This is a genomic window from Lapillicoccus sp., assembly GCF_025353065.1.
GTDB lineage: Bacteria > Actinomycetota > Actinomycetes > Actinomycetales > Dermatophilaceae > Lapillicoccus.
The window spans coordinates 1-19,770 of sequence record NZ_JANXRJ010000042.1 but is presented as its reverse complement, the minus strand read 5'-3'; the positions used below and the strand labels follow the sequence as shown (position 1 = coordinate 19,770).

At 71.2% G+C, this 19,770-nt stretch carries 19 protein-coding genes and 2 riboswitches; of the genes, 6 read left to right on the top strand and 13 right to left on the bottom strand.

From position 1 onward, the window contains the following. Positions 1–142: 142 nt before the first annotated feature. The 3 genes from cynS to Q0R63_RS04030 form a co-directional block, all read right to left on the bottom strand. Positions 143–580: a cyanase gene (gene cynS / locus Q0R63_RS04040; protein WP_295694360.1), complete on the bottom strand. Its 438-nt coding sequence runs from the start codon at positions 578–580 to the stop codon at positions 143–145. 34 nt (positions 581–614) lie between these two features. Then, positions 615–1,748, bottom strand: coding sequence for a glutathione-independent formaldehyde dehydrogenase (locus Q0R63_RS04035; RefSeq protein ID WP_295694358.1), 1,134 nt, complete (start codon positions 1,746–1,748; stop codon positions 615–617). Positions 1,749–1,896: 148 nt separating this feature from the next. Then, positions 1,897–2,106: a hypothetical protein gene (locus tag Q0R63_RS04030; protein WP_295694355.1), complete on the bottom strand. Its 210-nt coding sequence runs from the start codon at positions 2,104–2,106 to the stop codon at positions 1,897–1,899. 58 nt (positions 2,107–2,164) lie between these two features. On the opposite strand from Q0R63_RS04030, the gene Q0R63_RS04025 reads away from it, so the two are divergent. Together Q0R63_RS04025 and Q0R63_RS04020 are read left to right on the top strand one after the other, a co-directional pair. Further along, positions 2,165–2,803 carry a helix-turn-helix domain-containing protein gene (locus Q0R63_RS04025; protein WP_295694351.1) on the top strand — a complete coding sequence of 213 codons (639 nt, stop codon included), beginning with the start codon at positions 2,165–2,167 and terminating at the stop codon, positions 2,801–2,803. A 1-nt stretch (position 2,804) separates the two neighbouring features. Continuing rightward, entirely contained in the window at positions 2,805–4,070 is a 1,266-nt protein-coding gene (locus Q0R63_RS04020; RefSeq protein ID WP_295694349.1) for an MFS transporter, read from the top strand. An 11-nt stretch (positions 4,071–4,081) separates the two neighbouring features. On the opposite strand, the gene Q0R63_RS04015 is transcribed toward Q0R63_RS04020, so the two are convergent. The 7 genes from Q0R63_RS04015 to Q0R63_RS03985 form a co-directional block, all read right to left on the bottom strand. After that, a complete protein-coding gene (locus Q0R63_RS04015) occupies positions 4,082–5,275 on the bottom strand; it encodes a hypothetical protein (RefSeq protein WP_295694345.1) in 1,194 nt (397 codons plus the stop codon). A 124-nt stretch (positions 5,276–5,399) separates the two neighbouring features. Next, a riboswitch (cobalamin riboswitch) is annotated at positions 5,400–5,465 on the bottom strand. A 229-nt stretch (positions 5,466–5,694) separates the two neighbouring features. Continuing rightward, on the bottom strand, positions 5,695–6,594 hold the full coding sequence (locus Q0R63_RS04010) for an ECF transporter S component (protein WP_295694343.1): 900 nt from the start codon (positions 6,592–6,594) through the stop codon (positions 5,695–5,697). Next, a complete protein-coding gene (locus Q0R63_RS04005) occupies positions 6,591–8,237 on the bottom strand; it encodes an ABC transporter ATP-binding protein (protein WP_295694366.1) in 1,647 nt (548 codons plus the stop codon). The genes Q0R63_RS04010 and Q0R63_RS04005 overlap by 4 nt, the downstream gene beginning before the upstream one ends. Next, positions 8,234–9,436: an energy-coupling factor transporter transmembrane component T gene (locus tag Q0R63_RS04000; protein WP_295694340.1), complete on the bottom strand. Its 1,203-nt coding sequence runs from the start codon at positions 9,434–9,436 to the stop codon at positions 8,234–8,236. The genes Q0R63_RS04005 and Q0R63_RS04000 overlap by 4 nt, the downstream gene beginning before the upstream one ends. Continuing rightward, positions 9,437–10,534 (bottom strand): hypothetical protein, encoded by a 1,098-nt coding sequence (locus Q0R63_RS03995; protein ID WP_295694337.1) that lies wholly within the window; start codon positions 10,532–10,534, stop codon positions 9,437–9,439. Further along, entirely contained in the window at positions 10,531–11,394 is an 864-nt protein-coding gene (locus tag Q0R63_RS03990) for a hypothetical protein (RefSeq protein ID WP_295694334.1), read from the bottom strand. The genes Q0R63_RS03995 and Q0R63_RS03990 overlap by 4 nt, the downstream gene beginning before the upstream one ends. Further along, the gene (locus Q0R63_RS03985; RefSeq protein WP_295694332.1) at positions 11,391–14,117 is read right to left on the bottom strand and encodes a hypothetical protein; all 2,727 of its coding nucleotides are present in this window, start codon (positions 14,115–14,117) and stop codon (positions 11,391–11,393) included. The genes Q0R63_RS03990 and Q0R63_RS03985 overlap by 4 nt, the downstream gene beginning before the upstream one ends. A gap of 90 nt (positions 14,118–14,207) precedes the next feature. Next, positions 14,208–14,279: riboswitch (cobalamin riboswitch) on the bottom strand. 291 nt (positions 14,280–14,570) lie between these two features. On the opposite strand from Q0R63_RS03985, the gene Q0R63_RS03980 reads away from it, so the two are divergent. Together Q0R63_RS03980 and Q0R63_RS03975 are read left to right on the top strand one after the other, a co-directional pair. Further along, positions 14,571–15,083, top strand: a complete 513-nt coding sequence (locus Q0R63_RS03980; RefSeq protein WP_295694330.1) for a DUF3145 domain-containing protein — start codon at positions 14,571–14,573, stop codon at positions 15,081–15,083. Between the two features lie 152 nt (positions 15,084–15,235). After that, positions 15,236–17,029, top strand: a complete 1,794-nt coding sequence (locus Q0R63_RS03975) for a DEAD/DEAH box helicase (RefSeq protein WP_295694363.1) — start codon at positions 15,236–15,238, stop codon at positions 17,027–17,029. Between the two features lie 369 nt (positions 17,030–17,398). Here the strand turns inward: Q0R63_RS03975 and Q0R63_RS03970 are convergent, their stop codons facing one another. After that, a complete protein-coding gene (locus Q0R63_RS03970; protein ID WP_295694328.1) occupies positions 17,399–17,737 on the bottom strand; it encodes a type II toxin-antitoxin system PemK/MazF family toxin in 339 nt (112 codons plus the stop codon). Then, positions 17,721–17,918 carry a hypothetical protein gene (locus tag Q0R63_RS03965; protein ID WP_295694326.1) on the bottom strand — a complete coding sequence of 66 codons (198 nt, stop codon included), beginning with the start codon at positions 17,916–17,918 and terminating at the stop codon, positions 17,721–17,723. Before Q0R63_RS03965 ends, Q0R63_RS03970 begins: the two co-directional genes overlap by 17 nt. 426 nt (positions 17,919–18,344) lie before the next feature. On the opposite strand from Q0R63_RS03965, the gene Q0R63_RS03960 reads away from it, so the two are divergent. Next, complete coding sequence (locus Q0R63_RS03960; RefSeq protein WP_295694323.1) at positions 18,345–18,614, top strand: hypothetical protein; 270 nt, start codon at positions 18,345–18,347, stop codon at positions 18,612–18,614. 223 nt (positions 18,615–18,837) lie between these two features. Here Q0R63_RS03960 and Q0R63_RS03955 read toward each other — a convergent pair whose 3' ends face one another. Further along, positions 18,838–19,440, bottom strand: coding sequence for a TetR/AcrR family transcriptional regulator (locus tag Q0R63_RS03955; protein WP_295694320.1), 603 nt, complete (start codon positions 19,438–19,440; stop codon positions 18,838–18,840). Between the two features lie 103 nt (positions 19,441–19,543). On the opposite strand from Q0R63_RS03955, the gene Q0R63_RS03950 reads away from it, so the two are divergent. Further along, positions 19,544–19,770, top strand: a 227-nt coding sequence (locus Q0R63_RS03950; protein ID WP_295694318.1) for a hypothetical protein, incomplete at its 3' end; no start/stop codon positions are given.

The following is a 19,770-nucleotide window of genomic DNA, read 5'->3' as shown; positions in this document are numbered from 1 at the left end:
CTCGCGTGGACCGTGCGAGCAGTCCAGGTGCGGTGGGGCGTGCCGCCCCACCTGCACGAGGCGTGGGTCTGGGCGGGGGCGGTGGTGCGTCACCCGGGCTAGAGGGCTGGGGCGCCGTAGACCAGACCGCCCTGGCCCGAGCTCACCAGCGGTAGTCGAGGAACTTCCCGTCGAAGGTGACGACGACGCGGTCACCGTCCGGATCGGCGCGGCGCGAGACATCCAGCTTGAAGTTGATCGCGCTCATGATCCCGTCCCCGAACTCCTCGTGGATCAGCTCCTTGATCGCCGGGCCGTAGACGGTGAGCGCCTCGTGGAACCGGTAGATCGTCGGGTCGGTCAGCAGGTCGGGCTCGGCGACGCGGTAGGGCTCGCGCTGGAGGCGGGAGACCGCCTCCGGCGCGAGGTCGAGGAGCGTGCCGGCCTTCGCCGCCACCTCCGCGGGCATCGGGTGCATGCCGAAGAGGGCCGCCACCGTCCAGGCCGGTGGGCGATCGAGCGCCTCGGCGATGGCGGCCCAGGACAGGCCGGTGGCCGCCTTGGCGGAGAGGACGTGTTCCCGTAGATCTGCCGGAGTCATCGGTCCACCGTGCCACATCCGCCCGACGCAGGACTCACGGGTGCAGCAGGACCTTGGTCCAGCCGGACTCGCGGTCGTCGAACCGCTGGTAGCCCTCGGCGGCCTGGTCGAGCGTCAGCTCGTGGGAGACGATGATCCCGGGGTTGAGCTTGTCGCGGTGGATGAGGTTGCGGAGCTGGCGGTTGTACTGCTTGACGTTGGCCTGGCCGGTGCCCATCGTCTGGCCCTTGAAGAAGAAGGTGCCGAAGTCGAAGGCGAACTGCCCCTTGGTGGCGAGCTCGTCCGCAGCGTTGGGGTCCTCCGGGACGAACACCCCGACGACGCCGATCCGCCCGGTCGGCCGGACGGCCTTGACGAGGTCGTTGATGGTCATGCCGGGCTTCTCGTGCCCGGCATGGTCGTGCGCCTGGTAGCCCACGGCCTCGACGCCCTTGTCGGCGCCCTCTCCGCGGGTCAGCTCGAGGACCTGGTCGACGGCGTCACCCTTCGAGTCGTCGATCGGCGTGGCGTCCATCGCCTCGACGAGCTTGAGCCGGTCGGGCTGACGGTCGATGACGAACACCTGGTCGGCACCGCGCAGCCGCGCCGACATCGCCGCCATGAGACCGACCGGCCCGGCACCGTAGATGACCACCGAGTCGCCGATGCCCACCTGGGCCAGCTCGGTGCCGTGGTAACCGGTCGGCAGGATGTCGGAGAGCATGACGTAGTCCTTCTCCTTCTCCTGCGCGTCCTCGGGGAGCACGAGGGCGTTCCAGTCGGCATAGGGGACGCGGAGCAGCTCGGCCTGGCCACCGTCGTAGGGGCCCATGTCGGCATACCCGTATGCCGCGCCGGCGTTGCCCGGGTTGGCGGTCAGGCAGAAGCCGGTGCGGCCGGACTCGCAGTTCTTGCAGAAGCCGCAGCCGATGTTGAAGGGTAGGCAGACCCGGTCGCCGACCTTGACGCGGTCGACGCCGTTGCCGATCTCGATGACCTCACCCATGTTCTCGTGACCAAGGACCTTGCCCTCCTCGACACCGGTTCGACCCTCATACATGTGCAGGTCGCTGCCGCAGATGTTCGTCGTCGTGATCCGCACGAGGACGTCGGTCGGACGTTCGATCCTCGCGTCCGGGACCTCGTCGACGGAGACGTTCTTCGGACCGTGATAGGCGAGTGCGCGCATGATGGAGCTCCTTCAGAGCATCGAGGTGCCCGGGGTGTACACGGGCCTTACTCGTGTCCTCATGCCCGCCCCGCCCCTGCTTCACACGGGGGAGGTGGGCTCGGATCCCGTTGTCTCAGAATGCGGTCCCGACGTGGCGCCGACCTGCTCAGCGGCGGCGGCCCGGGACTCCGCCGTTCCACCAGATCCAGGTCCAGGCCGCGGCGAGCACGAGTCCGACTCCGACCGTCGTGCCCTCCAGCCGTGAGTGGGTGACCAGACCGTGCCCGACGTAGAGGAGCCAGCCGGCCCACAGCACCACGGCGAAGACCAGGTGCACGACGCGGCGGGGTCGTCGCGCCGGGGGTGCTGAGCTCATGAGGGGACTGTATCGACCTCCTACTGCAAGAGTTCTTTCGAAAGGGTACTTTCGACACATGGTCGTCACCTCGTCACGGAAGCAGCGCTCGCTCCACGACGCCCGCACCCTCCGAGCGGTGTCACACCCACTGCGCCTGTCGATCCTCGAGCAGCTGACGATCCACGGGGCGATGACGGCCAGCGGGCTGGGAGAGCGGCTCGACGAGTCCCCGGCGAACTGTTCTTGGCACCTGCGCAAGCTCGCTGAGCACCGGTTCGTCGAGGAGGCGGCGGGCGGCACCGGGCGCCAGCGTCCTTGGCAGATCACCCACCTCGGGATGAGGTGGGGTGAGGACGACGGTGAGCGGGTCCTGCCCCTCGAGGAGCGGCTGGCAGGGCAGGCCCTGTCGGACGTCCTGGTCGCCCGGGAGGTCGCGCGACTTCGGGACAGCCAGATCCGGGTCGCCGACGACACCGCCGACTGGCGGTCGTCCTCGTCGTCCTTGCAGACCATGCTCTGGCTGACCGCCGAGGAGCTCGAGGAGATCAACGACGCTGTCGAGGCCCTGCTCAACACCCACCTCGACCGGCACGAGGACCCCGAGCGTCGGCCTACCGGTTCGCGTCTCTGTGCCTTCATGGCCTGGGGCGTGCCGACCTACGGACTGGCCGAACCCACACCCACCGGCGCCACCGTCTCACAGAGCGAGGCGTGACATGAGTATGCGAACGACGTTCTCGCGCCCCGGTTTCACCCGCCTCTTCGCCGGAATGACGACGTCGATGTTCGGCGACTCGGTGATGCTGCTCGTCCTCAGCATGTGGGTCAAGAGCCTCACAGGATCCAACGCGGCCGCCGGTCTGACCTTCCTCTGGATGACGCTCCCTGCCTTCTTCGCGCCGTTGATCGGCGTGGCCGTCGACCGGGTGAGGCCCCGGCCCCTGCTCGTCTGGGGGAGTGCCGCCTCCGCCCTCGCCGTGCTGCCGCTCACCTTCGTGCGGGGCGCCGGCGACGTCTGGGTCATCTGGGTCGTCGCGTTCCTCTACGGCGTCTCGTTCATCGTCCTGCCCGCCGCCCTCAACGGGCTCCTGAAGGAGCTGATCCCCGAGGACGAGCTCGCCGTGGCGAACTCGTCCCTGCAGACGGTCAAGGAGGGGTTCCGGCTGATCGGCCCGATCGTCGGCGCGGCCCTCTTCGCGACTGTCGGCGGCTGGGCCGTCGCGGTGGTCGATGCGGTCTCCTTCCTCGCCGCGGCCGTGATCATCGCGACCATTCCCGTCCACGAGGCACGTCGGGTCCGGGTGCCCCAGCGCTGGAGGGCGGAAATGACCGGCGGAATGCGGCACCTCTGGCGGGACCGGATCCTGCGACACACCCTGGTGGCCTTCGGCCTGATGCTCCTCGTCCTCGGTTTCACCGAGGCGTCGGTCTACGCGGTCGTCGACGTGTTCGGCCAACCGGTCGAGTTCGTCAGCGTCATCGTGACGGTCCAGGGGGTGGGGGCGGTCCTCGGCGGCCTGACCGCGACCTGGTGGATCCGCCGGATCGGGGAAGCAGGCGCGATCGCGGTGGGTCTCGTCGTCCTCACCGTCGCCGTGGCCGTTATCGCCTCGACGCACAGCCTCGTCGTCCTGCTCGTCGACATCCCCCTGACCGGATACAGCATCCCGCTGCTCGTGGTCGCTTTCATGACCCTCATCCAGCGACGCACCCCGCTCGCCCTGATGGGCCGGGTGTCGACGAGCGTCGAGGTCGTCATGGGCGCACCCCAGGCGATCAGCCTCGCTCTCGGGGCCCTGCTCGTGACGGTGCTCGACTACCACCTCATCTTCCTCGTCATGGCGCTCGTCACCGGATCAGCGGTCGTCTACCTCGCATTCGCCCTGCGGAGAGGCCTGCTGGGCCCGATCGCTGCCTACGAGGACGTGGCAGTCGTGCACGTCGTCGGGATGGACGCGACCCCGGTGACCCGGCAGGCCTGATCCCTGCGACGTCAGGAAGCCGCCGGGCAGGTCGTCGCGGGTGTCGCGGTCGACAGCACCCGGTGCGCGACCGGGAGGGCAGCACCGACCTGGGCCGGTACGGCCTGGATCGTCGCGAGGATGTTGGCGGTGCGCGACCCGGGGTAGTAGTAGGCGCCGCGGTCTGCGGCCGCGTCGCCGCAGCCGAGCTGGTAGGTGGCCAGCGCGGCATACGGGGTCACGCCGCCCGTGACCCAACGACCCGATGCCGGCGCTGCCCCCGTGGCGACCAGGGCCTGGATGACGACGGCCGTCGAGTTCGGGTCGGACGTCTGGCCCGGCGCGGCCAGGAACGGGAAGCCGCCGTCGGCGGACTGGATCGCGTCGAGAGTCATGAGCGTCGCGGCGCGACGGGGCTGACTTCCGTATGCCGCGAGCCCCTGCACCGCGAGGCCGGTGCTGTTGGTGTCGGGTCCGGCGAAGGTGGTGGGATCTGCGGTCGGGCACGGCACCGTGGTGTCGGTGCGGTAGGACGTCCAGGCCCCGTTGGTGCACTGCTGCTTCTCCAGCCACGCGACGGCCGCGGGGACCCGCGACGCGTCGACCCCCGCACCGTGCAGGGCCGCGAGGGCCAGGCCCTGGCGGAAGGCGCCGTCGTAGGTCGGGTCGGCGGCGCCGAAGAGACCCCGGTCGGCGCCGGTCGTGCGCTTCGTGGCGAGCAGCCGCGCCACGAGGTTGTTGACGGACGCGGTCCCCCCGAAGGCTCTCGGGTTCTCGCCTGCGGCGGTCGCGGCGAGGATGACGTTGGCCAGGGCGCCCGCGTCGTCGGCGCCGTTGCTGTCGACGAGACCGTCGGCCACCCGGGTCTTCAGGTAGGTGATCGCCAGCGCCGAGGCCCGGCGGCCGACTCCCGCCGCCGTGAGGGCGACGACGGCGTATGCCGTGTTGCCCACGTCGGGGGAGCCGAACGGCGCGAGGTAACCGCCGTTGGCCTCGATCTGCCGCGCGAGGTAGCCGGCTCCGTAGCGGGCGATGGCGAGGTTGCCGCGGGGAGCAGCGTCGTCGCTGTTGGGGAGTGCCGCGCTGGTCGCCGTGCTTGCTCGGGTCGCGGCACTCGGGGCCAGAGCGGTGGCCGGTCCGGCGACGAGGGTGAGTGCGGACGCGGCGACGAGGGAGGCGAGCCAGGGGCGGCGGGCGAGCGGACGGAGACGACGGGAGGTGATCACGGGAGGGCCTTTCGCAGGAGGCGACAGGCGGCTCCCTGACCACCACGGACGCATGTCGGGGTGACTCCGGGCCCCGACCGCAGTCCTCGACGGTCAATGTTGTGGAGCTGAGTCCCGAGAAGGCGGTCCGGCTCGCCCACCGGAGCGGGACAACGGTTGCGGGTCAGCGCCGGTCTCGCACCGGCTTCCCTTCGGGGGACGTATGTCGAGGAACGTAGCACGCCTCCCGCCGGGGAGTCGCCGATTCACTCGGGGCGGGCGTCAAGACCACGTCGTCCCGGCCGCGCCCCCTCCGCTTCCTGCTTCTGATGCACCGTTTCAGGCCAAAATCCGGCGCGAACGGGTACATCCGAAGCAGGAAGCGGGGGGTGGGGCGAGCCGGGCGGCCTTCGCGGTCGTGACGACGGACGCGATCGACGTCAGGTGGCGTCGGAGGCGCGGTCAAGTGCCGGGCCGTGGGTCCCGACGACGCCGTAGGAGGCCCGTCGTGAGGCCCGTCGCAGGGTGGCGAGGATGGCCGGTCCGACCAGGAGGATGGCCACGGTGTTGGTGATCGCCCGGCCGGTGTCCCATCCGGCGGTCGAGGTGAGCAGGGTGAACACCGCGAAGCGCTGGAGGTTCTCGAGCAGGGGAGCGCCGGCGACGTAGGAGAGCGAGCCCTGGTGGTAGGGGACGTCCATACCGGTGACGAAGGGCCAGAACCAGAGGTTCATCAGGAAGCCGAAGAGGTAGGCGACGACGATGCCGTAGCCGACGAGCATCGCGATCTCCGCCTTGCCCGTGACCCGGCGGGGCAGCAGCCCGGCGCCCATCCCGATCCACGCCGACGCCATCATCTGGAACGGGAGCCACGGGCCCACGCCGGCCGTGAGCAGCGCGGAGGCGAACAGCGACGTGCACCCGAGGACGAAGCCAAAGCCGGCACCGAAGACCCTACCGGCGAGGACGAGGACGAAGAAGACCGTCTCGATGCCGGCCGTGCCGGCGCCGAGCGGCCGCAGTGCCGCGTTGATCGCCGACAGCACCCCGAGCATCGCCAGGGCCTTGGAGTCCATGCCCCCCTCGGAGAGCTCGGCGAGGACGACGACGATGAGGACGGGGAGGATCGCGAGGAAGACGAAGGGCGCGTCGACGCCGTGCTGCAACGAGGACGGGGCGACCCGCACGAAGAGCGGCCAGCAGAACAGCAACAGGCCGGCGACAGAGGCCAGCCCGAGGACGAGGGCCGAGCGGCGCCCGACCCGGACGGCCTGGTCGCCGCGACCCCAGGACGGGCTGCGACGGGTGGGGGTGTCGCCCGCGGAGGTCGGGGCGCTCACGAGACCACCTCCTGGCGGTCGGCCTCGAGGACGGCGGTCACCTGCGTGACGGTGAGCCACTGCTCGCCGAGGATCTTCGCGACCTGCGGGGCGAAGGCGGGTGACCCACCGAGGACGTCGCGGGTCGAGCCCTGCGAGACGATCTCGCCCTCGGCCATGACCAGGGCCTCGTCGGCCACTCCGGCGACGAACTCGACGTCGTGGGTGGCCACGACGACGGCTCGTCCCTCGTCCGCGAGCCGCCGCAGCACCCGGCCGAACACGCGCTTGGCCGTGTAGTCGAGGCCGCGGGTCGGCTCGTCGAGGAGCAGGACGGCGGGGGCCGCGGTCAGCTGGACAGCCAGGACCAGCGCCAGCCGCTGGCCCTCGGACAGGTCGCGCGGGTGCTGCCCGCTGTCGATGTCCGGGGCCAGGGAGTCGAGCAGGTCGCGGCAGCTCCCTGGGGCCGCCCCGGACTCGGCGTCGCCTGATTCGCACTCGGCAGCCACGGTCTCGAGATAGAGCAGGTCGCTCGCCGTCTGGGGGACGAGGCCGACCAGAGCACGAGCAGCCTTGCTCGACAGTGCTTTCGGGTCCTGACCCTGCACCGTCACCCGGCCTCCCTGCCGAGGACCGGACCCCTGCAGGGCCCACAGTAGCGAGGACTTGCCCGAGCCGTTGCGGCCCATCATCGCCAGGACGTGTCCCGGCCGCAGGACGAGATCGACGCCCCGCACCGCGACCTTGGGGCCGTATCTCACGACGACACCTTCCGCGGTGAGCGCGGCCACGGGACTGGCCGGGGTGGTGGGAGGGGACATGGGGTCGCCGGTCACAGGCCCGGGAACGCGGGTCGCGAGGCGCTCCCGCAGCGGTCCGGCCACCCGGCGGGCGTCGCGGACCGACAGCGGCAGCGGGTCCCACCCCACGGCGCGGCCGAGCTCGACGATGGGCGGGGCGATGGGGGTGTCCCGCAGCATCGTCGCCGGGTCGCCCGCGCGGACCCGACCGCCGTCGTCCACCGAGATCACGAGGTCGGCGAACGGGATCACCCGTTCCATCCGGTGCTCGGCGACCACGACCGTCGTCCCGAGGTCCTGGACGAGGCGGGCGAGGGTGGCGAGCACCTCCTCGGCGGCCGTGGGGTCGAGGGCGGAGGTGGGCTCGTCGAGGACGAGGACCGGCGGGTGCATCGTGAGGACCGACCCGATGGCGACCCGCTGCTGCTGGCCTCCGGAGAGGGTCCGCAGGGCCCGGCGTCGGAGCTCGGACATCCCGAGGAGGTCGAGGGTCTCCTCGACCCGTCGGCGCATGACGTCGGGGCGCACCCCGAGCTGCTCCATGCCGTAGGCGAGCTCCTCCTCGACGGTGTCGGTGACGAACCCGGCGAGCGGGTCCTGGCCGACCATGCCCACGAGATGGGCGAACTCGCGAGGGGGGCGCGAGGCCGTACTCACCCCGGCGACGGTGACCCGGCCCTGGAGGTGGCCACCGGTGAAGTGGGGGACGAGCCCGTTGAGGGTGCCGAGAAGGGTCGACTTGCCGGCTCCGGTGCGACCGACGAGCAGCACCAGCTCGCCCTCGCCGATGGTGAGGTCGACGTGCTCCAGGGTGGGCAGGGCCTGCTCGTGGTACCAGATGGACACGTCCTCGAGGCGGATCATCGGCGCGCCCCGATCGGGTCGCCGGATGCGGTGCCGCTCGACTCCGGTATGCCGCTCGACTCCGGTGCGCCGCCGGATGGCTCCGGCTCGTCCTCGAGACCGACGAACGGTGAGGCCGGGGGCGGGGTCAGCCACGCGGGCAGGATGCCGACGAGCACGGCGAGCAGGGGACCCCAGGCGAGTAGCGGAAGTGAGAGGTCGGTGAGCGAGGGGTCGAGGGCGGTGGTGTCCCCGGTGACCCCACCGACCATGGCGGCGACGGCGACCCCCGTTGTCGCAGTGAGGATCTCAGGCAGGTGCCATCGATCAGGCCGGTAGCGCGAGCGCTCGACCCGTCGGCCGGCGAGGACGAAGCCGCAGAGGGCGAGGAGGACGCCGACCAGGAGCATCGGGCCGGCGAGGATGCGTGGCGTCGTGCCGTCGAGGGTGCCGTAGATGCCGACGCAGACGCCGACGAGACCCAGCACCATGAAGGTCCCGGTGGTCGCCCGGGACCGCGGTGACGCCGTGCCGGCCCGTCCGTAGCCACGCGAGTCCATCGACGACGCGAGCTGCAGGGAGCGGTCGAGGGCATCCTCGAGCACGGGGATGATCACGGACCGCAGGGCGCGTCGTCCGGTCGCCACGTGGCCCCGGAGGCGCCGGGCCCGGTGGACGCGTTGCACGCTCTCCGCGAGTTGGGGGAACACCGACAGGGCGACGATGACCGCCGTCCCCACCTCGTAGAGGGCCGACGGCATCGACCGGAGGAGGCGCTTCGGGTTGGCGAGGGCGTTCGCGGCCCCGAGGCAGATGACCATGGTGGCGAGGCGCAGTCCGTCGTAGAAGCCGCCGAGGACGGACTCCGCGGACACGTCGCCGAGCAGCCGGATCCCGGCCGCCCAAGCCGGGAGGGGGATCTGGGGGAGGTGCAGGAGGATCGTGCTGCCCTCCCCGCCACCGAAGACGACCCGGAAGAGGCAGCGCATACCGACGATGATCAGGCCGAGGTAGAGGTAGAGCCGGAACGATCTCGCCCACGGCGAGTCGCTGCGCCTCGCGACGACCACGTAGCAGACCACGGCGATGACGACGCCCAGCAACCAGGGGTTCGTCGTGCGGCTGGCAGCGGTCGCCATGCCCAGGGCCCACACCCACCAGGCGGCCGGGTGGAGGTCCCGAGGCAGGAACGACGTCCTCGACCGAGCGCGCCGGGACACCTAGGAGCCCTCGCGGGTCCGTCGGCGGCGAGCGGTCCAGAGGGCGAGGACCACGAGGGCCAGCATCGTGGCGCCGGCCGCCCACGGTGCGACGCTGCTGCCGCCCGCGTCCTGGCGGGCGGCCACGGTGACGTCGGCCGCCGACTCGCCTCCGGTGAACGCGACGTTCCGACCCGGGTCGTCCGCTGCCGGCGCCGTCGACGCGGCACGGGGGAGCGGCGCCGGCAGGGCATCCGCACCCGGGCCCGCGACGACACCGGACCCGGTGGCGCTCGGCCCGGTCGAGCTCGAGCCCGATCCCGTTCCTGGAGAACGCGATCCGGCTGATGGTCCCACCTGGCCCGGCATGGCGGCAGGGTCCTGGGCGGCGCCCGGGGCCGGGGTCTGAGCGGCGACGCCGCCGGCCGGCTGCTGCTGCTGAGGGTCGTTGGTGCTGGGCCCCGGTGCAGCGGAAGGCGAGCAGCCCCCGCCGGCCGTGCCGGGCCGGACCGCGGCGATCCGCGGTTTCGGGTTGCTCCCGGAGCCCGCGTTGAGCGAGAAGGACCAGCCCTCGAACCCGCCGGACACGGCGTTGCGGTTCTTCACCCCCCACTGGCTGTACTGCCAGCCGCAGTTGTTGCCGGCGTTCCAGTAGGACCAGTAGGCCTGTGCCGGAGGGGTGTTGATGCACGCCTCGTGATATCCGGGATTGCCGTCGATGGGCACCGCCTCCACCGCGGAGGGCCGGTTCTCGATGCGGCAGAGGAAGGCCTCCCCCCACCGCTGCACGCCCGCGACCTGGATGCCGGCCCCCTTGAGGGCGTCGAGGCCGGTCCCGGGTGTCGCGCTCGGGTTGCAGCGGACGATGGTCTCGCCGCCGAGCTGCTGGAAGTCGATCACCACCGTGACACCAGTGCTCGTCGGGCAGAAGCCGGGCAGACCGTGGGACTGGTCGATGGCCGGGGTGCTCGCCCCGGCCGGGGCAGCGACCACGAGTGCTCCCAGGACCGCGAGTGCCCCCACGAGCGCGAGGGTGGGAATGAGCGCGAGCACTCGACGGAAAGCGGTGAGCGGGATCGGCGCGCCGGCGCGGATCCGGCCCAGGGAGCGGCCGGTCACGTGACCGTGAGGGTCGTCGATGCGCTCGCGCTGATGCCCCCCTTCACCCCGGTGACCGTGTAGGTGAAGGAGCCCTTCTTCGTCGGGGTGATGCTCTTCGTGCCCGACACCGCGAGGGCGCCGGACCAGGCCCCCGCACCCGTCTTGGGGGTGGCTGTGGCGGTGCGGCGCGAGCTGTTGGCCGATGTCCAGCTCAAGGTGGCGCTCTGGCCGAGGGTGATCGTCGGGCTGCTGCTCGCCAGGGTCACGGACGGGGAAGCGCCGAGGCTCGGGTTGCGGGGTGTCACCCGGGGCGGGGGGTTGGTCGTGGCGGTGGCGTTGAGCGCGAACGACCAGCCCTCGAAACCACCCGGGACGACCGTGTGGGTCGAGGCCCCCGAGCTGCTGTAGGACCAGGTGCTGCCGGTGCCGTCGGCATACCAGTAGCCCCAGTAGGCAGTGGAGGGTGGGGTGTTCACGCAGCCCTCCTTGTAGGTCGGGTTGCCGGTGACCGGGATCGACTCGGTCGCCGACGGGCGCCCGTTGATCCGGCAGACGAAGGCCAGCCCGTAGCGCTGGGTGCCCACCGGCGTGATGCCGGCGTCCTGCATCGCCTGGATGCCCGTCCGCGCCGTGCCGGGGCTCGGGTTCGGTGAGCACCGGGTGACGGTCGGGGCGGGGGTGCCGCCGTTGCCGTCGAGCTGCTGGAAGTCGACGACGACGGTCGTGCCGGTCGAGGCGTCTGGACCGGTGCACTTTCCGGCGTAGCCCGATGCCTGGGTCACTGCCGTCGCCGCGGGCGCCGGGCCGACGAGGGTCAGCAGGGTCATCGTCGCGGTGGCGGCGAGGACGGCGATGGTGGCAGCAGGGGTCCGCTTCATGAGGGCTCTTCTCGGGTCTGGATAACGGGTCGTGAGGTGGGGACGGCCAGACGTCGGCCGACGAGCCGGTGGGCCGCGGCGCCGAGCACGAACGCCGCGAGGACGACGAGCAGCAGGGCCCAGGGGCCACGCCACCAGGGGTCGCTCGCCGAGGACAGCGCCATCGGTGGAGTGGCGGGCGCGCTGACGTCGAGGACGCGCAGCCCGGTCGCCAACGGTGAGGCCGCGGTCCCGGTCCAGGAACGGCCGGCCAGCCCGTCAGCGGCCGCGAGGGTGAGCGAGGGGTCGCTCGCAGTGGTGGTCGGCGTGGCCGGTGTCGTCGGCATGGCGAGCCCGCCGTCGGCCCGCTGCAGACCCCCGAGGCTGCGGGCCGTGTCGGACGCGTCGAGCCCGACGGCCTGCCGGCCCGCGGCGACGACAGCAGTCGCCGCCAGGTCGACGGTGCCGGTCCGGCCGATCACCAACCCCGTCGTGCTCGGTATGCCGTGGAGGAGGGCGGCCGCTCGTCGGACGGCGGTGACCCGCTGCTCGTCCCACCCGGCCGGGACGGCCCCGCCCGTCGTGGCGGAGTCGAGGGCAGTCGCAGTCGTGGTCGGGGCCGGAGTCGTGGCGACGCGCACGGTGTCGAGTGCCTGGGCGGCCCAGCCTGTCGCGGCTGGGTCACCCGTGGCGCACGTGACGGTCACCATGTGAGGTGCGAATCCGCCGTCGGCACACTGCCGTTGGACGAGGGCGCTCGCCGCGCGGTCGGCGTCCACGGCTGCTCCGAAGGCGGTCACGGCCATCGTGGCCCACGCGTGTCGCGCGACGGTGTCGGTGCGGTCGGCGTAGGTCCCGGTGTCCTCGAAGGTGCCGTCCGCTCCCTGGAGGGCCTCGAGCGACCGGACGAGCGGCGCGATCTGCGAGGTGATGTCCCCCGGCGCGGCGCCGTCTCGACGGAGCAGCTCGGCGATGATCGCCAGCTTGGCCAAGGGCGCGGCATACGCCGCAGGTCCGCGCTCGTACGGGGCGCCGTGGGCGTAGGCGGCCACCGACGCCGGGCGCATCAGGAAGGCCGTCGCCCTGGCGACCGTCGCCGGTTGCTCGCCGAGGGCCCGCAGCGCCAGCACGGTGTCGGCGGTCGCGTCGTAGTCGACGTAGCGCGTCGGGCCCGAGGTCACCTCGACGTGGTCCCCCCCGACGAGCGAGGCGGCGAGGAAACGGGCCAGCCGACCGGCCGGCGTGGCGCTGCCGGTCGCGACATTCGGCGCGCTCGGAGCAGTGGGCTTCGGCGGTGGGCCGGTCGGGGTCGTCCCGGCGGGCAGCGGCGCCGGGAGCGGGGACGCGACGGACGGGGTCGGCCCGGCGGGGGTGGGTCCCGGAGCGGCGGACGCCGTCGGCCCGGGCGTGAGGGCCGGGGCGGCCCGGACGAGTGCCGGCGGCGCCGGGGGGGGGGTGGGCGCCGGGGTGGGCCCCGGGGTCGGGGTGGGGGTGGGGGTCGGTGTGCCACCGCCCTCCCCGTGCTGCGGCACCGCGCGGGTCACGAGGGCCCAGAACGAGGCACGCGACAGTCCGAGGGACGCCTGGGTGCTCGAGCGGATCCACGCGTCGCGCGCGGTGATGCCGGTCGTGCGGGCCGCGGCGAGGTCCTCGGGCCGGTAGCCGATGGCGCCGACGTCACCTTTGAGCAGAGCCCCGACATCGGCTTCGGTGGCCTGGGCGGCGCGCAGGTAGGCCGCTCCCTTGGCGATCACCGTCGCGCCGGCGCCCTCGTCGGCGAGGCCCTGGAGCACAAGACCGGTGCTGTTGGTGTTGGGCGCCTCGGTGCTGACCCCGCCGCCCCAGCCGCCGCCGGCGGTCTGCTGTCCGACGAGCCAGCCGGCGGCAGCGCGGATGGGGGCGTCGAGACCGGTCGCGCCGGCCCGGCGAGCGGCGATCAACGCGGACAGGGCGAGGCCCGTCGAGTCGCGGTCCGGCCCGGACGCACCCGAGGCCGTGCCGGCGTCGCAGGTCTGCGGGCCGCCGGGCCCGGCGGAGTAGAAGATCCGGAAGTAGCCCGCCGAGCACTGCTGCCACAGCAGCATGTCGATCGCCGAGCGGTCGTTGCTCCGCACGCCGGCCAGACCGAGGACGGCGAGCGCCTGACCGAAGGTGTTGGCCTCGTTGGACGAGGTGGTGGGGCCGTAGTCCCTCACCCGGCCCTTCTCCGGACCGTCCGGGGTGAGCAGGCCCAGTGTCTCCCTGACCATGTCGTAGCCGCCGAAGGCCCGGGGGTCGTGACCGGACACCTCGGCGGTCACCAGGATCTTGGCCGTGGCGCCCCCGATGCGGTCGTCGAGGCCCTGGTTCTGCAGCCAGGTCTGCCCCTCACCGAATCCGAAATAGGTGAAGAACCGCCGCGCCTCCTTGCCCCCGTCGAGCCGGTCGACGATCGGGGCGGCGAGGGAGCCGTCTCCCGAGGCGTAGAGGGCGAGGACCGCATCGGTCGCCAGGCCGTAGTCCGGCAGCGTGGGGTTGAGCGGGTTGGCGAAGGCCCCGTCGGTGAGCTGCCGGCCGAGCCACTGCGAGCTGGCGGTCGCGGCCTGGGCGTCGGACATCGTCGCCGGAGCGCCAATCGCCCGAGCGCCGGCCGCCGCAGCGCCCGTCTCAGCCGCAGCGGGGGCGAGAACGGCACCCGCGGTGACGAGTGCGGTCAGGACGGTCGTGACGGTCGAACGGCGGCGGGTGGGTCGCCAGCGGGCCATGGGGTCTCTTCCTTCGCGCCCGCAAGGGAGGTGGCGTCGTGGCGACACCACCCTGTATGACGCGACAGCGTGGGTCTCGGACAGCTTCACGGTATGACCCGACTCGTCACGGCGGACGTGACCCACGGTTGCGCGACAGCGCCGGATTCTGACCGGCTTCCCACGCGAGGCTGACTTCGATGGTGCCGTCGGAGCATACGCGCCGGGCGGCCCCCCAGTCACCCCGGGCGACCCGGGCGACCCGGGCGACCCGGGCGTCGGGGTGGCGCGATCGCAGAGTGAGTAATCCGGCATACCGGACGTATGGGGCGTCTGGTGCTGGTGGGCCGGATGGTGCACACTTGGGCGCACAACAGGTTGGATCGGAAAGGACAGCACGGCACGGCATGCAGGGCCCGGAAGAGTGCGCAGGTTCGTGGGGAAGACGTCCCTCGCACACCAAGGAGGTCCAGGATGTCTGTCGCGATGTCGCGAGTCACCCGGGGCGTGGTCTACATCCACTCGGCCCCAACGGCGTTGTGCCCTCACATCGCCTGGGCGCTGGAGTCGATCCTCGACCAGCGCGTCCACCTCGACTGGACGGTGCAACCGGCCGGTCCGCGGCTCGTGCGCGCCGAGCTGTCGTGGACCGGCGAGGCCGGGCTCGGGGCCCGGATCGCCAGCGGGCTGCGCGGGTGGGACAAGCTGCGCTACGAAGTGACCGAGGAGCCGTCACCCGGCGTCGACGGCTCGCGGTGGTCGCACACGCCCGCCCTCGGCATCCACCACACGTGGACGTCGGCCAACGGCGACGCGGTGATCCACGAGGACCGGCTGCGCGATGCCGTCCGGGCCAGCGGCGGCGACCAGGGCGCCCTGCTCGGCGAGCTCGATCGCGCGCTCGGCAGCGACTGGGACGCCGAGCTCGAGCCCTTCCGGTATGCCGGGGACGGCGCGCCCGTGCGCTGGCTCCACAAGGTGGGCTGACGCCGGGCTGATGCGGCGTCGCGGTGGCCTCGGCGCACGTCGAATCGTCGGGCGCAGCCGTCCCGTTCGCCGTGTGGAGGGCGCTGGGTCATGCCACCCACTACCGTCGACGGGTGAGTGATGTAGCGAACGGGGCCACGGCCGAACCGGAGATGCCGACCTTCGCCGCGCTCGGGTTGCCCGAGAAGCTGTTGGCTGTGCTGCGCGACGTGGGCTACGAGACCCCGTCGGCGGTCCAGGCCGCGACCATCCCGCCGCTGCTCCAGGGCCGTGACGTCGTCGGGGTCGCGCAGACCGGCACCGGCAAGACGGCGGCGTTCGCGCTGCCGATCCTGTCCCGGCTGGACCTGGCGCAGAAGACACCGCAGGCGCTCGTGCTCGCCCCGACGCGCGAGCTCGCGCTGCAGGTGTGCGAGGCCTTCGAGAAGTACGCCGCCCACCTCAAGGGGGTCAAGGTGCTGCCCGTCTACGGCGGCCAGGGGTACGGCGTCCAGCTCTCCGCTCTGCGCCGCGGCGTCCATGTGGTCGTCGGCACCCCCGGCCGGATCATGGACCACCTCGACAAGGGCACGCTCGACCTGACCCAGCTGCGCTTCCTTGTCCTCGACGAGGCCGACGAGATGCTCAACATGGGCTTCGCAGAGGACGTCGAGACGATCCTGGCCGATACCCCCAGCGACAAGAACGTCGCGCTGTTCTCGGCCACCATGCCGGCCCAGATCCGCCGGCTGTCGAAGAAGTACCTCAACGACCCGGTCGAGATCACCGTCAAGGGCAAGACGTCCACGGCGGCCAACATCACCCAGCGCTACCTCACGGTCAGCTACCCGCAGAAGGTCGACGCTCTGACCCGGATCCTCGAGGTCGAGAACTTCGAGGGCATGATCGTCTTCGTCCGCACCAAGAACGAGACCGAGACCCTGGCCGAGAAGCTACGGGCTCGTGGGTTCTCTGCCACGGCGATCAACGGTGACGTCGCGCAGAACGTCCGAGAGCGGACCGTGAACCAGCTCAAGTCCGGCGCCCTCGACATCCTGGTGGCCACCGACGTGGCGGCCCGCGGCCTCGACGTGGAGCGGATCAGCCACGTGGTGAACTACGACATCCCGACCGACCCCGAGTCCTACGTGCACCGCATCGGCCGCACCGGCCGGGCCGGGCGCAGCGGCGACGCGATCTCGTTCGTCACCCCGCGAGAGAAGTACCTCCTCAAGGACATCGAGAGGGCCACCCGCCAACCGCTGACCCAGATGACCTGGCCCAGCGTCGAGGACGTCAACACCACGCGTCTGGCCCGCTTCGACGACCAGATCACCGAGGCGCTGCAGGCGACGAACCGGATCGAGGGCTTCCGCGAGATCGTGGCCCACTACGTCCGCGAGCACGACGTGCCCGAGGTCGATGTGGCCGCCGCACTGGCCGTTGTGGCGCAAGGCAGCGAGCCACTGCTGCTCGACCCGGCCGACGAGAAGTCGCGGCGTGCTGAGCGCCCGGACCGAGGCGAGCGGCCCGACCGAGGCGCTGGCGTCAAACCCGGCACCAAGCCCGGCACCAAGCCCGGCTGGGGCGACCGCAGCGACCGGCCCGAGCGCGGCGAGCGGCCCGAGCGCGGCGCGAAGCACGAACGCCGTGCCCGGCCCAGCAATGTGACGCTCGCGACCTACCGGATCAACGTCGGCAAGCGGCACAAGGTGGAGCCGCGCCAGATCGTCGGCGCCATCGCCAACGAGGGCGGCCTGAGCCGCAGCGACTTCGGCGCCATCGCGATCGGGCCCGACTCCTCGCTCGTCGAGCTGCCGGCCGACCTGGCCCCCGAGGTCTGGGACAAGCTGCGCACGACCCGCATCTCTGGCCGACTGATCGACCTGGCCAAGAACGACGGCCCGCAGGAGTCGGCGGAGTCCTCTGAGGCCCGAGCGGCCCGCAAGCCCCGTCACAAAGGCTGACCGGGCCGGCTTCACCGGCATACTGGCCCCGACGGGGTCGGTGTGCGAACCGGCGGACCTCGGAGATCGTGCATGTCGGAGCAGGACCGGCCAGCGCCAACATGAGGCGGTCTCGGCGGGGCTCTGGCGGGGTTCGATGATCATCACCGTCGCGGATCAACGGCAGAGTGCCATGGCATCCGCGCGCTCCCCTGGCGGTGTGACGCGGTTGGACACCCCTGACGGCTCGGAAGTCAACGACGCGGTTCTTGGGCTGGAAGAGATCCATAGGTTGCTGTCGGGCCAACCGTGACGACGATCGCCTTGGCGCAGGTGAGAGGTGATCTTGCGCACATCGAGCCCCGCGATGTGGCGACTCTTGACGCGCCGCTAGAGGTCCACCAGCAGCGCCAGTGCCTCGCGGACCTCGTTGAGGACCACGGGGCCGACATTGCCGGTGCGCTCCTGAATCCGAGTCGTGGCGACGGATCTCACGCGCTGGCACTGCGCCGAGAAAGGCGCCACGAGCCGGTTGCCCTCGTCGGGGTCGATCAGGACCTCGGTGCTGGTCGTGCGGATCGTGCGGGTCAACGGCACGACCTGGACGACGTTGGGTCCGCCATTGAGAATCCGGGCGGCTGTCACGACGATGGCTGGGCGACGGAGTCCGGCCTCGCTACCGGCAGGCATGCCGAGGTCGAGTTCGACGACGTCACCCGGCGTCAGCATCGAGCCACGCCGTCTCATCCCCGGTGGGCTCTGCCGCGAGGTCGCGCGCCATGGCGTCCTGGCGGAGCGCGCGGATGGCGTTGCTCACCGTCTCGTCGATCGTTTCGTGGCGTTCGGCCGCAAGGCGCGTCACCCGAGCATGAGTGTCCCTGCTGATGCGGATCGTCGTCGTCTCGGCCATGTCACCACGCTAACGCGTGTAGACAATTCCGGCTACACGCGGTGCCTTCACTGAGCAGAGCCGTGCTGATGCGCGAACAGACCGACCCATCCCAGCAGCCCGGCTCGCGGCGGAGTGACCTACTTTCTGAGGCCGGGCGACGTGCCTCGAACTCCTTGACGACCGGCCGCGTGACAAGTTAACTTGTGTGGTGGGTGGCCCGCGATCATCGCCCCGTCCGCTCGGAAGCACGGACTGGACGATGACCAGATTCTTCAGGCGTACCGGAATCCGATTCGGGTCTAAGACCTGGGCGAAGGGTTCACCATGGTGGTTGGTGCGAACGCAGCGGCGATCATCCTCGAGGTTGGATACATCTACGGCGAGACAGCCGTCGTCATCGTGCACGCGATGCCGGCCAGGGAGAAGTTTCTGAGGTGATCTGTGATGCCACGAAGTGTTGACGAGATCCTGCAGCACGCCGACGAGCTGGCTGCGCGGTTCGAGAACTACGATCCGGACCCGAGCGACGAGCTCGATCCTGCGGTGGTCGGTGCTCTGCGGGCCGCGGTCATGGAGCGCTCGGAGGCCGAACGCCACCTCATCGAGGCGGTACAGCAGGCACGAGCAGCCAAGCTGTCGTGGTCAGCCATCGGCACCTTGGTCGGGACCAGCGGAGAGGCCGTCCGACAGCGGTACTCCGACAAGGTCGCCTGACACCTGGTGGTAGGCACGTGGCCACTACGCGGCGGAATGACGCACTTAGTCGTTCGCTCGATGAGCCGCCTGGGCGAGTTGGCGTCTTTCGGGCATAAACGTTCGTGGTGCCGACCGACGTGACCGAGGGCGTCCGGGTGTTTGGCGTCTGGCGCGAGCTTGATCGCGACCCACCGGCTGTCGGGAGTCAGGATCGGACACGTCCTCCGCCCGCGCTGCTAGCTCAGTCGGGGAGCAGCTGGGCTGCGAGCAGCTCTCGAAGGAACGCTGCGGTGCGTCGGGCCGACCATCCTCGGCCCAGGCGGATCGACCCGTAGAACTCGGCGCTGAAGAGCACGACGAGGATGTCCGTTGCCGTCGCCGAGGTGAGTCCGGGTCGCAAGCCGCCCGACCTACCGGCGATGACCCGGACGGAGTATCGGTATGTCGCGACTCGTCGTTGCTCGCTGATCCTTAATACCTCTGCTGCCTCCGGCGCACCAGCGGCGCCGTGCAATGTGGCGACGAGCGGCGCCACGCGCTCGAGGATCCTGACGCCGTAGGTGAAGAAGACGTCGAAGGCGGCGCGCGAGGTGGGAGACGACTCGAATTCGCCCCACCAACCGTGCCAGGGCAGGAGGTCGTCGATCTGTGGGTCCGGGCGCGGCTCGCGCCACCGATCGAAGCCCACGATGGCAGCTCCCAGCGACTCTTCGAGCAGCGCTGCCTTGGTCCCGAACGTGTAGTAGATGGTCGGCACCGCGACGCCAGCCTCCTTGGCGATCGCGGAGATGGTGGTGCCGAGGTACCCGTGAGCGGAGAACAAGTCGTACGCGGCTCGAACCATTCGGCGTCGAGTGACGAGAGCTCGGTCGGTCCTCGTCGAAGGAGTTGTGGACATCGGCTCGATTCTAACCCACTATAGTCATACTCTAGTGAGAGGCGTAGGAATGAAGGTCCTGTTCGCGTCGATGCCTGCCGATGGCCACTTCAATCCCTTGACCGGGATCGCTGTCGAACTGATGGGGCGAGGTCATGATGTGCGGTGGTACGCCGGGCCGACGTACGGCGCCAGACTCGACAGACTGGGCATGCCGTGGTTCGCGTACGACCGGGCCACCGAGGTGATGGCCAGCAACCTCGACGAGCTGTTCCCGCAGCGCGCCGCGCTCAAGGG

What these genes read in the sequence shown, in the direction of transcription:
- Q0R63_RS03960 (WP_295694323.1), top strand. Translation starts at nt 18,345, where the DNA reads ATGCCACGAAGTGTTGACGAGATCCTGCAGCACGCCGACGAGCTGGCT.
- Q0R63_RS04030 (WP_295694355.1), bottom strand. Translation starts at nt 2,106, where the DNA reads ATGAGCTCAGCACCCCCGGCGCGACGACCCCGCCGCGTCGTGCACCTG.
- Q0R63_RS03975 (WP_295694363.1), top strand. Translation starts at nt 15,236, where the DNA reads ATGCCGACCTTCGCCGCGCTCGGGTTGCCCGAGAAGCTGTTGGCTGTG.
- Q0R63_RS04005 (WP_295694366.1), bottom strand. Translation starts at nt 8,237, where the DNA reads ATGATCCGCCTCGAGGACGTGTCCATCTGGTACCACGAGCAGGCCCTG.
- Q0R63_RS04020 (WP_295694349.1), top strand. Translation starts at nt 2,805, where the DNA reads ATGAGTATGCGAACGACGTTCTCGCGCCCCGGTTTCACCCGCCTCTTC.
- Q0R63_RS04025 (WP_295694351.1), top strand. Translation starts at nt 2,165, where the DNA reads ATGGTCGTCACCTCGTCACGGAAGCAGCGCTCGCTCCACGACGCCCGC.
- Q0R63_RS03990 (WP_295694334.1), bottom strand. Translation starts at nt 11,394, where the DNA reads ATGAAGCGGACCCCTGCTGCCACCATCGCCGTCCTCGCCGCCACCGCG.
- Q0R63_RS03965 (WP_295694326.1), bottom strand. Translation starts at nt 17,918, where the DNA reads ATGGCCGAGACGACGACGATCCGCATCAGCAGGGACACTCATGCTCGG.
- cynS (WP_295694360.1), bottom strand. Translation starts at nt 580, where the DNA reads ATGACTCCGGCAGATCTACGGGAACACGTCCTCTCCGCCAAGGCGGCC.
- Q0R63_RS03970 (WP_295694328.1), bottom strand. Translation starts at nt 17,737, where the DNA reads ATGCTGACGCCGGGTGACGTCGTCGAACTCGACCTCGGCATGCCTGCC.
- Q0R63_RS03985 (WP_295694332.1), bottom strand. Translation starts at nt 14,117, where the DNA reads ATGGCCCGCTGGCGACCCACCCGCCGCCGTTCGACCGTCACGACCGTC.
- Q0R63_RS04035 (WP_295694358.1), bottom strand. Translation starts at nt 1,748, where the DNA reads ATGCGCGCACTCGCCTATCACGGTCCGAAGAACGTCTCCGTCGACGAG.
- Q0R63_RS03980 (WP_295694330.1), top strand. Translation starts at nt 14,571, where the DNA reads ATGTCTGTCGCGATGTCGCGAGTCACCCGGGGCGTGGTCTACATCCAC.
- Q0R63_RS03955 (WP_295694320.1), bottom strand. Translation starts at nt 19,440, where the DNA reads ATGGTTCGAGCCGCGTACGACTTGTTCTCCGCTCACGGGTACCTCGGC.